The organism is Centipeda flueggei ATCC 43531 (genome assembly GCF_000160695.1).
Lineage (GTDB): Bacteria > Bacillota > Negativicutes > Selenomonadales > Selenomonadaceae > Centipeda > Centipeda flueggei.
The window spans coordinates 307430-323834 of the sequence record NZ_GG694008.1 but is presented as its reverse complement, the minus strand read 5'-3'; the positions used below and the strand labels follow the sequence as shown (position 1 = coordinate 323834).

6 protein-coding genes are annotated in these 16405 nt (G+C 57.9%); all 6 read left to right on the top strand.

All coding sequences use genetic code 11. The features are described from left to right. Positions 1 to 160: 160 nt before the first annotated feature. The 6 genes from HMPREF0908_RS09065 (at position 161) to HMPREF0908_RS09045 (ending at position 16361) form a co-directional block, all read left to right on the top strand. Entirely contained in the window at positions 161 to 928 is a 768-nt protein-coding gene (locus tag HMPREF0908_RS09065) for an MlaE family ABC transporter permease (protein WP_006691196.1), read from the top strand. Between the two features lie 13 nt (positions 929 to 941). Then, complete coding sequence (locus tag HMPREF0908_RS09060) at positions 942 to 1688, top strand: ABC transporter ATP-binding protein (RefSeq protein ID WP_006691195.1); 747 nt, start codon at positions 942 to 944, stop codon at positions 1686 to 1688. After that, on the top strand, positions 1685 to 2965 hold the full coding sequence (locus HMPREF0908_RS09055; protein WP_006691194.1) for an MlaD family protein: 1281 nt from the start codon (positions 1685 to 1687) through the stop codon (positions 2963 to 2965). Before HMPREF0908_RS09060 ends, HMPREF0908_RS09055 begins: the two co-directional genes overlap by 4 nt. Positions 2966 to 3009: 44 nt before the next feature. Further along, positions 3010 to 3219 carry a hypothetical protein gene (locus tag HMPREF0908_RS10765; protein ID WP_006691193.1) on the top strand — a complete coding sequence of 70 codons (210 nt, stop codon included), beginning with the start codon at positions 3010 to 3012 and terminating at the stop codon, positions 3217 to 3219. A 143-nt stretch (positions 3220 to 3362) separates the two neighbouring features. Continuing rightward, entirely contained in the window at positions 3363 to 4766 is a 1404-nt protein-coding gene (locus HMPREF0908_RS09050; protein WP_006691192.1) for a flagellin N-terminal helical domain-containing protein, read from the top strand. A gap of 147 nt (positions 4767 to 4913) precedes the next feature. Then, the gene (locus tag HMPREF0908_RS09045; RefSeq protein ID WP_040572672.1) at positions 4914 to 16361 is read left to right on the top strand and encodes a beta strand repeat-containing protein; all 11448 of its coding nucleotides are present in this window, start codon (positions 4914 to 4916) and stop codon (positions 16359 to 16361) included. Positions 16362 to 16405: the final 44 nt, after the last annotated feature.

The following is a 16405-nucleotide window of genomic DNA, read 5'->3' as shown; positions in this document are numbered from 1 at the left end:
AGTGGTGCATATAGATCTGTGACTCTGTGCAATGTTCCGCGCGAACGCCGTGTTTGCAAGCGGACGTGCGCTTGTGCCGCTGGGGTTCGCTTAGGGACATTGTGCCGCCGTCCTTTGTGGCGGAGGAGAACAGCAATATTGACATGAGAGGAGGAACGCTGTGCAGCACGTATTGGAATCCGTCGGGGCGTTCGTCCTCACGCATCTTGCGAACATCGGGCGCGTCGTGCTCCTCTATGGGGAGACCATGCGGCAGGTCACGCGTCGTCTGCGCGTGCGGAGCATCATTTACCAGATGGCGCATCTCGGCGCGGACTCCCTCCTCATCGTGGGGCTGACCCTCCTTTTTACCGGTATCGTGCTCACCCTCCAGATCGCCCATGAGTTCATCCGCTACGGTGCGCAGAGTACCATCGGCGCGGTCATTGCCATCGGCATCGGGCGTGAACTTGGCCCCGTTCTCGTCGGTGTTGTCTGCGCGGGGCGCGTTGGTGCGGCGATCACGGCGGAGGTCTCGACGATGAAGGTCACAGAGCAGATCGACGCGCTGCGCGTCATGGCGGTCAGCCCTGTGAACTACCTCATCGTCCCGCGCATGCTCGCATGCATGGTCGTCGTGCCGATTCTCACCGTCTTCGGCGACGTAATCGGCGTCCTCGGCGGCTACTTCACGGCGGTGTACTACTCGGGCATCTCGGGCTACACCTTCCTTCACTCCATCACGCAGTACGCGGAGATTTACGACATGACGGGCGGCCTCATCAAGGCGATTTTCTTCGGCAACGTCATCGCCGTGCTTGGCTGTCATTACGGGCTGAATGCGCCGGGGGGCGCGGAGGGGGTCGGTACGGCGACCATGCAGACCGTCGTCACCTCCATCATCGTGATCTTTATTCTGAACGCCGTGCTGACGTTCTTCCTCTTTTGACAAGGCGGCTGCCATGATACGACTCGAACATGTCACCAAGCGTTTTGGGACAAAGGAAGCACTAAGGGATATTACGCTGACGATTAACGAGGGGGAGACGCTTGCCGTTATCGGCGGCTCCGGTTCGGGCAAATCGACGCTCCTTCGTCTGATGATTGGTCTCGACCGGCCGACGAGCGGGGCAATCTGCATCGGTGCGGACAACATCGCGGCGATGGATGAGGCGGAGCTCGACCACGTGCGCCTGCGCATGGGGATGGTCTTTCAGTACTCCGCCCTCTTTGACTCGATGAGCGTCGGTGAGAACGTCGCCTTCGGACTGCGTGAGCACACGGACAAGAGTGACGCAGAGATCCGAAGCATCGTTGCGGAGAAACTCGCTCTCGTTGGACTGCCCGATGCGGCGGAGATGATGCCGCAGGAACTCTCGGGCGGCATGAAAAAGCGCGTGGGGCTGGCGCGCGCGATTGCCACCGATCCGTCCATTATCTTTTATGATGAGCCAAGTTCGGGGCTTGACCCCATCATGACGGCGAAGATCGACGAACTCATCATTGATATGCAGAAGAAACTCGGTGTAACCTCCGTCGTCGTTACGCACGATATGGCGAGCGCAAGCCGCATCGCCGACCGCATCGCCATGATCTATGACGGAGCGCTGATCGCCGTGGATACGGCAGAACGCTTTCAAGACATCGACGATGAACGCGTACAGGCATTTTTCCGTACGCTGCATCACCGCAAGGAGAAAGAAGTATGAGTGCAGAGGCAAAGGTAGGGGCGTTTACCCTCGGCGGCGCAGCGCTGCTCATCGCCGTCGTCGTGTTCTTCGGCGGACTGCGCCTGAGCGGCGGCGGGGACTATACGCTGTACGCGGGCTTTCACCGTGCCGTGGGGCTGAACCCCGAGGCACAGGTGCTTCTCTCGGGTGTGCCCGTCGGCCGCGTGCAGGACGTTGTGAGCGACGGTGCAGGGGTCACCGTCTCCATGGTCATTCAGCATGGGGTGAAGATTCCGCGCGGCTCTGCCGTCACCATTGGACAGCCCGGCATCATGGGGGATAAATTCATCATCATCACACCAAACGGGAACAGTGATGCCTACGTGAGCGGCGACTATCTCTACGGCACGGATGAGATGGGGATGGACACAATGTTCGTCGAGCTGAACAAGATGATCGTCCTCGTGCAGGATATGCTCACCTCCGTCAACGCCATTGTGGGGGCGCCGGGGTTCCAGACCTCGGTCGTGCAGCTTGCCGTCAACATGGAACGTGTGACGGCAAACCTCGACGGGCTCACGGCGACGCTGGAGCAGATGGCGGCGGAGAATCGCGGCGACCTGCACGGCATCCTTATGAACATGAACACCATGGCGGCAAACCTTGCGCAGAGTACGGCGAGCGTTGAGCGCATCATGGCGAACCTGGAAACGGTTGGTGCTGACCCTGCGACGGCGGAGAACCTCCGCCAGACCCTCGCGAACATCACGGATGCCTCGGGACGCATCGCACACATCGCTGCAGGCATTGAGGCGGTGGCGGGCGATCCGCAGACGCAGGAGGACGCACGCACACTCATTCACAACGCACGCACGATGACGGACAAGGCGGGCGGCCTGATGGGGCGGCTCAGCAGCATCAAGGTCACGCCGAAAGTGGACATCATGTACAGCGGAAAGACGGACGACTGGCGGACGAACTTCAACCTCGACGTCGGTGAGCAGCAGGGCATGTATGCCACCTTCGGCGTGGACGACATCGGCGGCGGGGACAAGGTGAGCGCACAGCTCGGCAAGCGCGGCAGTTCGTTCGGCGCGCGTGCGGGCGTAATCGGCGGCGCAGCCGGGGTCGGCGTCGATGCCTACGCGGGGGACCGATTCAAATTCTCCGCCGACGCCTATGACCCGAACGATTTCACCGTCCGCCTGCGCAGCCAGTATCAGCTGAGCGGCGGCACCTATCTCTTCGGTGAGTGGAATGACGTGAATGACCGCAAACACCGTGCCTTCTATACGGGCATCCGACAGGAGTTTTGAGGCACGCGGATTGACGGGCAGTCAAATATGGGTATAATATAAGTGTGGAAATACACTTTGCTTGGGATGAGGAGAAAAACCGCATCAATCGGCAGAAGCTGAAAGAACAAAGCACTGCTGACATCGATCATGAGACGATGGTGCACTTTAAGAAACCGTCCAAGGAAGGCGGTATTCCCTGTCGGGCACGGATCAATTTGTATTTGTCCGACTGCATGGCGCGTGGACGAAAGCTGACAATGCCGCAGCAATAAAATCAAATGAAAATTTTGCAGAACGAATTTAAGTCTTGTGTATCTTTTGCCGATATATTTTTTAAGACGGCGGATTCGTCTGTTTATGTGATGAATAACATGCAATAAATAAACCATAGATAACAGTCAGGGAGGCAGTCTTTATGGCGATGGTGGTCAAAAATAACATGTCGGCGGTGAATACGCTCAATGTCCTGAACAAGAATCAGAGCGCATTGTCACAGAGCCTGCAAAAGGTTTCCTCAGGGATGAAGATCAACAGCGCCGGTGATGATGCCTCGGGGATGGCGATCTCCGAGCGGATGCGCGTTCAGGTGCGCTCGCTCGATCAGGACGACAAGAATACAAAGAACGGCACGGCCCTCCTGCGTACGGCAGAGGGGGCGGTGCAGTCCACGGTGGAAGTTCTGAAGACGCTGAAGGAAAAGGCGATCAACGCTGCGAACGATACGAATACGGACGAGGACCGCAGACTCATCCAGAAAGAGGTCGATAAGCTGATCGACCAGATCGATGAGAATGCGCTGACGACATATAACGGAAAGTACCTTATCGACGGCTCGCGCAACGGCTTCGTCGGCGGCCCGGGGGGGCAGGGGACGTTTACCTGCTTTACGAATACGAGCCTCTCTACGGATACGACAGGCTTGACCTTCCTGACGGAGCTGAAGCGCCGCGATGGGAATGATCTCGGCATCCTCCCGTCCGATACGCTCACGGCGTCGTGGGTAAAGGACGGCGTCACCTATACGCGCTCGGTCAGCCCCATTGGGGACACCATGGATCTTGCTGGCGCGATTCGCCTTGTGACAGAGTCCCATGCGGGGCTTGGTCCGACGAACGAATTGATCGGTACGGATGCCTATGGACGTCCGGTCTATACGCCGGACAACAAGCCCGGCATCACGGTGCAGGCAAATAAGCCGGGCGTCGATGGACAGATTGCGGGCCTTACCTTCTGTGTGACCGACAGCGAGGGGAAGATGCGCAACGATGTCAACGCCACCCTCGATGCATTCAAGGAGACGATCCGCGGGCAGAACCCGTCCGAGGACAATTCCCTGGTTCTCCAGACGGGAACGCGTGCGAATCAGGAGATCAAGGTCGGCTTTACCGATATGCGTTCCGCGGCACTCGGACTTCAGTCCCAGAGCGGAAACGGTTGGGATCATCAGCCGCTCCCGCCTCCGATGAGCCCGCTGCCGCCGAACTTTACGGATACGCAGGTTGTCGGTATGGGACCGAAGGTTCAGCTGACGACGCGTGAGGCGGCAAATGCGGCGATCAACGTATTTGACAATGCACTGATCAAGGCGACGGATGAGGCGGTCAATATCGGCGCGGTGCAGAACCGTCTCCAGTATACGAGCAATAATCTGATCGTTGCGGCGGAGAACGTGCAGGCATCGGAGTCGACCATTCGCGACGCGGATATGGCGAAGGAAATGACGGCGTATACAAAGAATAACGTGCTCACACAGGCGGCGCAGGCGATGCTTGCGCAGGCGAACCAGAACTCGAGCACGGTACTCAGCCTGTTGAAGTAAACAGTGAAGCCCCTCCGATAGTCCTAGGACAATTGGAGGGGATTTTCTTGTTTTCCTATCGTATCCATGCTATTATGTAGTGGAGTAAAAATACGATAACATAGATAATACGAGGATGGATAAAGCGATGGATGGGAGCATGGAATCATGAGAACGAATCGGACACGTAAACTGTCATGGCGTGTGTGCTATGCGCTGGCGGCAGGACTGGCAGGAGCCTTCCTGATTCCACAGATGGCATCCGCCGCGCCGATGGGCGAGCACGATATGACTGCAGGGGTCAATGTTGGACGCCCGAATGCGGTGACGACGAGCATCACCGGCACCACACCGAACAACGTCATCAAATGGAACGATTACTCCGTCAAGGCCGGTGAGACGGTCAATTATGATGGAAGGAATTACCTGAACATCGTGACGGGCGGCAGTTCCTCTGCCATCAACGGTACGATCAACAACGCCGGCGGCGATATCTATCTTGTCAACCCGAACGGCGTACTCATGGGCAAGACGGCATCCGTGAACGTCGGCAATCTCTACGTCTCCACGCAGGAGACGTCGACGGTTGGTGCGGGAGCCTTCGAGACGAGCGGCACCGCTCCGCTCAGCACCACGGCAGTCGGCAAGGCGGATGTCGTCAATATGGGCAGCGTGTCGGCGAATAAGGTCGAGGTCTACGGCAAGAACATCCGTATTCTTGACGCAGGCACGGTCAGTGCGGCAACACGCCCTGTCATCCTCCACACCGATGCGGCAAACGATGGCTATGCGCATATCGGCTACCAGACAGCGACGCCCCCCGCGGCCTCTGCCTATACGGTGAACGGCACAGCGGCAACGGCGGCGGACAACTACTATAAGCTCGTCCACAATACGACCGAGTTCCAGAACATCAGCAGCAACCTCGCGGGCAACTATATGCTCGCGAATGACATCGACTTTACCGACCCTGTGACTCTTGCGCCGAAAGCGGTGACGCCGCTCGGCGGCAACGGCGCGGCTCCGTTTACGGGGAAGATCGACGGCAACTTCTATAAGGTAAAGAACTATACCGTTCTGTCTGCTGGCGGATGGACGGAAAACGGCCTTTTCGGACGTGCGAGCGGCGCGCGCTTTGACAACATCGGAATCAAGGGCGTAAATATTGCGCTGCCAACAAGTCTGATGCACTATGGAGGAGCACTTGTCGGGTATACGACAGGCAATACGGTACTGCGCGGTGTGTCCGTGACGGACTCTACTGTGACAGGAAGACCCGGATATGCCGGCGGCATCATTGGGGGGGCAGACCACACCACAGTCTCGGAGTCGTACAGCAAGGTGACGACCAACAGCGGCGGTATTCTTGGCGGTGCATTTGGCAACGGCACTGTGTTTAATGACGTATATGGCGATGTTACGGCAACGCCCAGCGCGAATGTTGCAGGATTGGCTTACTTTATCCAGAATCCGTCCGTGTTCGCACCGGGCTTCATTGTGAACAGAGCCTATTCGACAGCAGCACCGTTTGTCTCCTCGTCAACGGCTCCGCCGATCAACGATACCTATACGATCAATAAGAGTACAGGAGAGGCGACGCTTTACGGCCTGACGACGCCTCCTCCGGCAGCCAATGCCAAGACATCTGCCACCTATACAAACTGGAGCATCAACAATGACGGTGCCCCCGGGGCGAAGTGGCGCGTCTATGAGGGACGTACGCTCCCCATGCTGACGGCGTTTATGGACGGCACGGCGACAGCGACGTACAACTACCGCTACTTTAAGGCGGACGGCACGCCCTCTGCCGCAGCCGGGAATACGGTCAAGACGAACGGCACCCTAGTGGGTGGGAATATTGTTCCGCACAGCGGGGCGGACATCAGCCCCGAGTACAACAGCTACTATCTGAAGATTGTCGACAAGAACACGCCGAATGCCGTCGGCGGAGTATCGAATGTGACGTTCAGCGGAAATGTTGATCCCGCGAAGGTAAAGGGCTACGTGAGCGGGCAGGATCTGAACACGACGGACGGCATCCGCAACAAGGGGACGAAGGCGATCCTTTGGACGGACGATCAGGAGGGGCCGAATCTGCGCGGGGTCAATGTCACGGTCAAGCCGCGCCAGGTTCGCCTCGACAACGGGACGATCAACCCGAACCGCATGTATAACGGCAAGAGCGACGTCACGGATGCATTTATCGCCGCACTCACGAGCGGAAGTATCACCTCCTCGGGCTTTACCGCGGAGGATATTGCAGCGGGTACGGTCAGCCTTGATTTCACCACGGGCGGCTTCAAGGCACAGATGGTGTACAATCCGGCACTCGCTGCCACAGGGGCGAATCTCGACAAGAACGTCGGCACGAACAAGCCTGTCAAGTTCAGCGGATCGATCGGTTTTACCGGCCCAGATGCGGTAAACTACACCTTCGACAACACGTCGCTCAGCAACCTGACGGGCAGTGCGACCATCACCAAGGCACCGGTCTATCTCCATATCAATAAGTATAAGGCGGACGACAAGATCTACAACGGCGAATCAAATGTGCTCGATGCCGCAATGAAGCAGACGGGTGCTACGCCGAATGTCACACTCGACAAGACGTATACGGCACCGCCGTCTTCGGCGGCATCTCCCGTCCACCATGACGGTGAGATCATGCGCAATGACAACAATGCGGTCGACGATATTGATCTCACGTCCGTCACCGATCCGAAGTACACCGATACGTCGGGCAATGAGCAGGTTCATGTCGGCAGCCACAAGCTGGAATATACCAACGTTGGCTTGACGGGTGCTGATGCGGGGAACTATGAGCTGTTCTACAAACTCCCTTTGAGCGGGACAAAGACCGCTGTGACAAACAGCAAGCTCTATCTCGACGGCGATATTGTCCGGCGTGAGATCACGCGCGACAGCTTCAAGGTCTACAACCGCGTGACAGGGCTTGAGGTCAGTGCGGAGAAGGTCTACGACGGGAACGTGTTCTATACCCCGGATCCCAATACCTATCTCTCGGTCAATGCACCGGCGAGCAGCACGACGGGCATCGTTGCGCGCGATCATGGGCACATCACGTTCGCCCTGACGGGCGGACGGGGACGGTTCCAGGACGGCAGCGGAAATGATACGAAGAACGTTGCCGAGGCGACGAAGCTTGCCTACAATGTCCATGGTGTAGCAGATACCCATACGGATGCATACGGCGGACACGAGCTGTCCGATTACTATGTCCTTGGGGCAGATGGTGTGACGAAGCATTCGCTCAGCAGTGCGTTTGACGCAACGGGCGACGGCAAGATCACGCCGAAGGTTCTCACGGCGACTGTCGTGAACAGCAATATTACGAAGGTCTACGATGCCATGCGCGAGCAGACCGACGGCAACCGCCATATCATCAAGGGGAATCCGCTGGTCACGCTCTCGGGCTTTGTGACGGGCGAGTCGCGTACGAATACGTCGACGGCGATGTATGCGACCAAGAATGTTGTCCTGGACGCATTTGGCAGCCCCACGACACAAGCGGTGGACTACACCGCGTCCTTCGTGCGCCCTGCGGGGGCGGAGTCGGATAACTATACGCTCGATCCGACGGGGACGACGGTGTCAAACAGCGCGGCAATTGCGGGGAGCTATACGGGCGTCATCACCCCGCGCAGCCTCACGATGACGTTTACCCCCGTGACGAAGATCTATGACGGCACGGATACCAATACGGACAAGGAACTCGCTACGCTGAACGACGGTGCCGGCGGCGCTGTCGTCACAGCGGACGGGATCACCACGACGAACTTCAATATGACGGGCGTGACCAGCCGCTATGGCAGCGGTACGGGGGCATCGTTTGCCTCGAACGTCAACGCAGGCAGCCGTACGGTGGAGTATACGGGGCTTGCAGGAACACTGTCGGACAACAACTATAAGATTGTCGATACGCAGTACGGCACAGGAACGATCACGCGCCGCCGCATCGATCCGACGGGCTTTCAGGTGCGCAAGTCGGATGGAACGATCGCCAATGCGACGAAGGTCTACGACGGCAATGACCGCTATACCCTCCCCTCGGGTGCCTATCTGACGACACCTGTCGCACCGTCTCCAACGACGGGCCTTGTCACGCGCGACTACGGGAAGATCACTTTTGATCTGAAGAGCGGATCGGCGGGGCATTTCGCAAGCGACCCGGATGGGAACAACCTCACCTCGCATGTCTCCGAGGCACAGTACGTTGCCTATGATGTCATCGCCCGTACAAGCAACGGGACGACCAATCCGCTGTCGAACTATACCTTCGGTTCGGCGGCGGCAGAGGCCGCCGGGACGCTGAAGAATCTCGAAAATATCACGAACGCGAACCCCGCCCATGTTACGGCGTCGGGGACTATTACCCCTGCCAATCTGACGGCGACGACGCACAATATCACGAAGGTCTACGATGCCATGGCCGAGCATACGGACGGCAGCCGCAATATCGTCAAGGGAGATTCTGTCGTCACCTTTACGGGCTGGCAGACGAACGATGCCGGACAGCAGGAGAAGCGCACGAACACCTCGACGGCGGCGTACGCCTCGAAAAACGTCGCCTATGATCCTTCGCACAACATCACGACGCAGACGGTCAACTACACGGCGCAGCTTTCGGGACAGTATGCCGACGACTATCAGATCGTGGATGCGGCGAATACGGTGATCAGTTCAGCGGCGGGCACAGGCGCGGGAACGACCGTGACGCTGAATGCGCCGCTGACCGTTGCCAATGCCGGGACGATTACGCCGCGTGCGCTGAAGATCAAGATGGCGGATGTGTCAAAGACCTATGATGGGGATACGCGCAATACGTCCGCGACCGTAGCAGAGATCACCGATACGGTGAACAGCTCCGTGATCGGCGCCATCCTGGGCGACGACAATGTGACGGCATCGCGCCTCACCGCACAGTACAACACGCAGATGAGTGCATCACCGGGGAACTATCACAGCGATTACGGCCGCCTCGCGGGGACGACGTTTACGCCGAATCCCAACGCGAGCAACGGCGTACAGCATGATGTGCAGTACACGAACATGAAGAATGCGTTCGGCACAGAGTTTGGGACACCCACGGCGGGCAACTACACCGTGGACACGGATGCCTACGGCAAGGGGACAATCAACCGCCGTGACCTTAACCCGGACGACTTCCACGTCGTTGATGCCTTTGGCACCGTGGCGAATGCAGCAAAGGAGTATGACGGGACGGATGTCTACAATGTCCCTGCCGGCTGGTCGATTGTGCCGAGCGGCGGTCCCGGGACGGGTGTCGTCGCGGGCGACAATGTGACGTTCAGCCTTACGAGCGGCGGCGCAAAGTTCACCACGGCGGCGAAAAACCCGACGGCAAATGCATTCGAAGCGGCGAAGGTCATGTACAACGTCGCGGCGAGCGGAGACCCAATCAAGATCAAGAACTATACCCTCGGCGGGCAGAAACTCGAAGAAGGCCGCGGGAAGGTCTACGGCGACGGCACGATCACGCGCCGGACCATCGATCTCGCCCTTGTGCAGAACACGGGCATTGACAAGGTCTATGACGGCCAGACGGGACTCATCGATACGGCGTCGAAGCACTGGAACGCGCTTACGAAGACGGATGCGCGCGGCAATGTGAAGTACGCGGCGGGATCGAAGGAGCTCGTCAATGACGGCTCGTCCTTCCATATTGAGTCAAACTACCGCAACAGCGGAAACACGGCGAATGACAAGAATGTCGCGAAGTCGGCGGGCACGGTCATCGACAAAGATATACAGTACGATATTCACATTTCGGGCGGTGATGCACGCAACTATGCGTTTGCCAACGGCGGCACACCGATCGATGCGGAGAACGGACTTAAACTTTCGGCGACGGGCAAGATTACGCCGAAGGACCTTTCCAATGCGTTCACAAAGATCACGAAGGTGTATGACGGCACGACAAATGTTGATCCGACCGCTGTTGGATTCACGTCAGGCGCCGTGCTGAGCGGAGACTCGGTCAGCCTCGCGGGGCATGCGGAGGCGTTCCAGAGCCCGAATGTGCGCGGTGATGGGACGACGACGGTCATCGACGGAGCGGTGCAGAAAAACTGGATCAACTATTCAGGGCTCTCGCTCGGCGGTGCGGATGCGGATAACTATACCATCAGTGCGACGGCAAAGGGGCTGGGCGAAATCACGCCGCTCCAATTGAACCCCTCGACGGTGACGCTCCTGACAACGGGACCTGCGACGAAGGTCTATGACGGCACGAGGACGGTCAAGTGGACGAACGGGTCGGCGGCCGTCAATGATGTAAAGAACTACATTACTGATGCGCAGGTGACGGTGGGCGGGAACACGCTGAGTGTCCTGGGCGATGTCAGCCTGCAGTCGGCGGAATATGATACGAAGAATGTGGCAGGTGGTGCCTCGGTCGGCCGCGTGACCTATCACATGCGCTATACGGGAACGAGCGGGAACTTTGCGCTTGCTCCCGGCGCATCGACATTTGACGCATTGGGCGACGGCACCATCACGCCGAAGGATGTCAAGGCGGCGATTCAGGGACCGATGACGAAGGTCTATGATGGAACGACCGATGTGATCGGTGCGGCGCGCAACTCGCTCGGGACGATACGCACGGCGAACGACATGGTTTCCCTCACGGGACTCATCGCAGGGGACGGTGCGACGAATCAGTCGACGGCTTCCTATGATGATAAGAATGTTGGCGCGGGCAGCAAGTCCATCACCTACGATGTGAAGATCGATCCGATGAATGCCGGGAACTACCGCCTCGTCGACGCGATGGGGACAGCCATCACAGCACCGATTACAACAACGAACAATACGATCACGGCACGCAGGGTGAACGTCACCTTCGGCAATGTCAGCAAGAGCTTTGACGGAACATCGACGAATACGACGATTGATCCGTCTGTTTCGGCTGCCGATGCAGCAGTGCTGAACCGCGACAGCGCGGGACTCGTCAACGGCTCGAACAAGCTGACCAATCTGGGCGGCATCGTCAGCAACTATGGACGGCGGACGGGCGGCACGTTTACCCCCGATGCAAATGCGGGCACGAACAAGGATGTACAGTACGCAGGCCTCGCTGCAGCGATGGGGACAACCCTCGGCAGTGATGCGGCGAACTACGTCTTTGATACGGACGGCTACGGCAAGGGCTCGATCGGCAAGGCAATCATCAATGCAAGCGATGTGACCTTTACGGCGGGGAATGCCTCGAAGGTCTACGACGGCACGCGTGCCGTGAAGTACAACGGATCTGCGGCATCGAATGATGTGAAGAACTACATCACAACCATCGGTGTCATGCTGAATGGAAACTGGGTTGATCTCAGCAGTGACGTTGTGATGGATCTTGGGGGAACGCGTTACTCCAGCCCCAATGCGACGAACGGCACGCCCGATACGGTGACGTATAAGTTCCATCTGAACAACAATAATATCACGGTCAATGGAACGAACGACTTTACCAAGGATGCACAGGGCACGATTGACCGCCGTGTGCTGAATGTGGGGCTTGCACAGAATTCGGGCATCGACAAGATCTATGACGGGAACGCGAAGCTCATCGATACGGCATCGCGTCACTATGATAAATTTGTCGATGACGACGCGCGCGGCAATGTCGTCTATGCGGCGGGGACGACCAACGACAACAAGCTCGTGCGGACGTCGAACGGCGCGGCGGTGAACGACGGCGCAAAGATGACGATTACGGCGAACTACGTCGATAATCTCACGAACCGTACGGCGGACAAGAACGTCGTGCGCGACGGCGGCGGCAATGTGACAGCGAAGGATATTGCCTACAATGTCAAGATCGATTCCGCGAACGGCGGGCGCAACTATCAGCTCTCCGACGGCATGACGACGGCCAACGCCGAGGACGGTCTCAATATGGACGCGGCGGGTACGATCTCCCCGCGCAAGATCACACTCGGGTTTGCCAATGTGTCGAAGCCGTATGATACGACCGCAGTCAACAATACGAAGAACATTACCTCCGTGACGGCGGGCAACAGCGACGGACGCGGTGCGGCAGCGCTTGCGGCGGACGGCATCACAAGCGCGTCGTTCAATACGGCAGGTGTTCAGAGTTTCTACGGTGCGGGCAATACCGACGGAACGTTCGTGCAGAATCCCAACGTTGTGACGGATGCAAACGGAAACGTCATCACGAACGGCAAGGATGTGCAGTACTCGAATCTCGCCAATACCCTTGCGGCTCAGCCGTATGCGGGCAACTATGAAGTGGCGGATACCGCCTACGGCAAGGGGACAATCCGCAAGCGTACGGTCACCGCGAACGACTTCAGCTTCAGTATCGACCCCGCTACGAAGATGTACGACGGCACACGAGATGTCGTATGGACAGACCCTGTAACCCGCAAGTCCTACAAGGACATGGCTCATGTCAAGAAGCATTTCCAAACCAGTACCTTGGATCTTGGCGGCGGGAATACGGTGCCAATCAACCTTGACGATATCAGCCTGAACAGTGCGCAGTACAACGATGCGAACGTGGCGCTTGCGAACAGCGTTGACTACAACGTGACCATCAACACGACGAATTTCGATTTCTCGGGAACGCGCAACAAGAACATCCATCACATGGGCGACACCATCACCAGACGTGACCTTGCGACACTGCTTCCGCAGCATCTCATCAAGGAATACGACGGTACGGCGACATTCGATCAGACGAACCGCGACTTTGTCAATGCGATGGCGCGCGAGCATCTGGAGGGAATTGTTGCCGCAGACCGCAACAAGGGGATCGTACTGAATGTGACGGGGACGTATAACAGCAAAAACGCCTCGGCAGAGACAAAGGCGGATGCGGAGGCACGTACTTCTGCGACGGCAGGACGTACGGTCACCTACTCGCTGACCCTCTCGGGGCCCGCTGCGGCAACCGCCAACTACACGATTGGGACCTCGCCGACGACACTTGCGGCAGATATCTACAAGAAGACGCTCTCGGTCGATGTCGCGCGCAAGGAAAAAGATTACGACGGCACGGCGGCGGTCAACAACCTCGCTGCAGGTGATATCACGTTCAGCGGGCTCGTGGGCAGTGAGACACTGTCACTCGACAGTGGGGCACTGAACAAGGTGCAGGGGCAGTACCTCGACTCGAACGGGAATGCGGATGCCAATGTCAGCCGCGATGCGAACCGCAACGTAACGGATAAGGCGGTCAGCTACACGGGGCTGGATGCCGCTCTCGCGGATCTTGCGACGCGCGATACGACTGCCGCGAACTATCGCGTGGACGGCGGCACCAAGAACTATACCGCTGCCGCTGGGAAGGGCCGCATCAATCCGCTGACGATCACGCCGGGAAATATCAATACGATATTTGACACGGCGGGTGCCAGGAAAATCTATGATGGCACGCGTGCGGTCAAGTACAACGGGAAGAACACCGCTGATGCGCTCAGGAACTATCTCACGAGCGCGACAGTTCAAGTCGGCTCGCAGACGGTCAATATCAAGGACGATCTTGCCGTTGACCCGAATGCTTCGCACTATGACAATAAGAATGCGGGTACGGGCAAGACTGTCACCTATGGGTTGAAGTACACGGGCAATAACTTCAACATTACCGACTTTACCAAGGATGACGTCGGTGAGATTACACCGAAGGATGTCCGTGTCGCCGGACTTGGTCAGCTCATCAAGACGTATGACGGGACGTCTTACGTCTATGATGCGGCGCATCCCGAGACTGTGACCAAACGTCATGGGACGCAGGTCACGGACGGGGACAGCGTCGTTGAGCTGGAGAATGGCGGCCTGATTGCGGGCGATGATGTGCAGAACGCATCGACGGCAGAATATGCCGATAAGAATGCGGGCACGGGCAAGACCGTGATCTACAATCCGCAGCTTACCGGGGCAGATGCCGCGAACTACCGTCTGGTGGATGTGCTTGGGAATGCGATTCCTGCGGGCGGCCTGACCACGACTGACAATACGATCAAGAAGCGTCTGCTGAATATCACGTTTGATCGTGCCTCTAAGACCTACGATACGACGTCGACGAATAATACGCAGGTCACGGCACGCGTCGATGCCGCGGCGGGACGCACGCTCCTGAACGATGGCGTCGGTGTGATCAACGGGCGCATTACGACCCTCACGACCACGAATGTCGACAGTGACTACGGGTACAACAGCACGGATGCGACCTTTAGAGCAGATGCGAACGCAGGCGAGAAAGATGTGCAGTACCGCAATGTCGGCGCGGCGCTTCGTTCGCAGCTCGGCACGAATGCGGGCAACTACGACTTTAAGGAGAACTACTACGGAAAGGGGTCGATTGATAAGGCGAATGTGACGGCGGCCAACTTCGATCTTCACTTTGGCTTGGCGAAGAAGGAGTATGACGGCACGACGGCGGTTGACAATCCGAGGGGCAATCTCCTGCCCGCCAGCACCGTTACCATCGGCGGCGTCGCACGCACACTGCCTGATGAGAATGTTGCGTCGGTGACGGGCACGTATCGCGATAAGAATGCCGGCAATCCGCGTGTGGACTATCGGGTGAAAATCGACAATCGGAACTTTAACCTCGGTTCGTGGGACGGCATCGTGGACAAGGACGGTGCAGGACAGATCACAAAGCGCAGGCTGATCGCCGACCCGACGAACTACCTGACAAAGGAGTACGACGGGACTTCAGACATTATCGGCAAGGCACGCAATGGGCATGGTGATCTCATTACGGCGGGCGGGGATAACCTCGTCAAGTTCCATCACTACAAGAATGGGGCGACGAACGGTGACGACGGCCTCGATACCGTGTTCCGGAATGACGGCAATGTCAGCAATGACACGACGGCAGTATACGATGATCCCAATGTCAAATGGCAGGGCAACGTCTGGAATCAGGGACGCGGCACGGTCGGCGATAAGAACGTCAACTACAGCCTTGCGATCAGCGGCACGGGCGCCAATAACTATGAGATTGTCGATGCGAACGGCAATGCCGTGAACCTCGCGAACCCGTATGTCGGCAAGGGCAAAATTACGCCGAAGGACATCGTGCTGAAGGCAGATCCGCAGAGCCGTTGGATCAACGAGGGCCTTCCCTCAAGCTACACGGGAACGCCGTCCGGGTCGAACCTCGGCCATGACGACATTCCGGCGGTTCTGCAGGGCGAGGTGCTCCCGGGAACGATCGACTATGACGCCCCGAATGCGCGCCTGCGCGTCGGCGACTATGCCATCAACGGCACGTATCATGCACCGGGCGGCACGGACGGCGACGCTGTGTCGCGCAACTACCGCTTTGTGCAGGATCCCGCGAATGCAACGGCGCTCCATGTCGGACCCTATATCCCCGACTATGAGTACTATAAGGCAATGACGCAGGTGAGCAAGATGACGCCGGACGAATACGCCTATGAAAATGCTTCGCTCGACCGCACGAATCACTACAGCCGCAAACCGACGGCACAGGTGAATTCGGTTCCGCCCTCCGTCAATGTGATGAAGGATGGAAAGGATATCACGCGGAGCGATATCAACGTCCTTGACGATACGGTCTACACCATCGTCGATGATGTATTCAGCTGAGACTTGGGCAGAAGAAAAACAGAGCGCCCCATCAACGGCTCTAT

Coding starts and splice junctions, on each gene's coding strand:
- HMPREF0908_RS09060 (WP_006691195.1), top strand. CDS start 942: ATGATACGACTCGAACATGTCACCAAGCGTTTTGGGACAAAGGAAGCA.
- HMPREF0908_RS09055 (WP_006691194.1), top strand. CDS start 1,685: ATGAGTGCAGAGGCAAAGGTAGGGGCGTTTACCCTCGGCGGCGCAGCG.
- HMPREF0908_RS09050 (WP_006691192.1), top strand. CDS start 3,363: ATGGCGATGGTGGTCAAAAATAACATGTCGGCGGTGAATACGCTCAAT.
- HMPREF0908_RS09045 (WP_040572672.1), top strand. CDS start 4,914: ATGAGAACGAATCGGACACGTAAACTGTCATGGCGTGTGTGCTATGCG.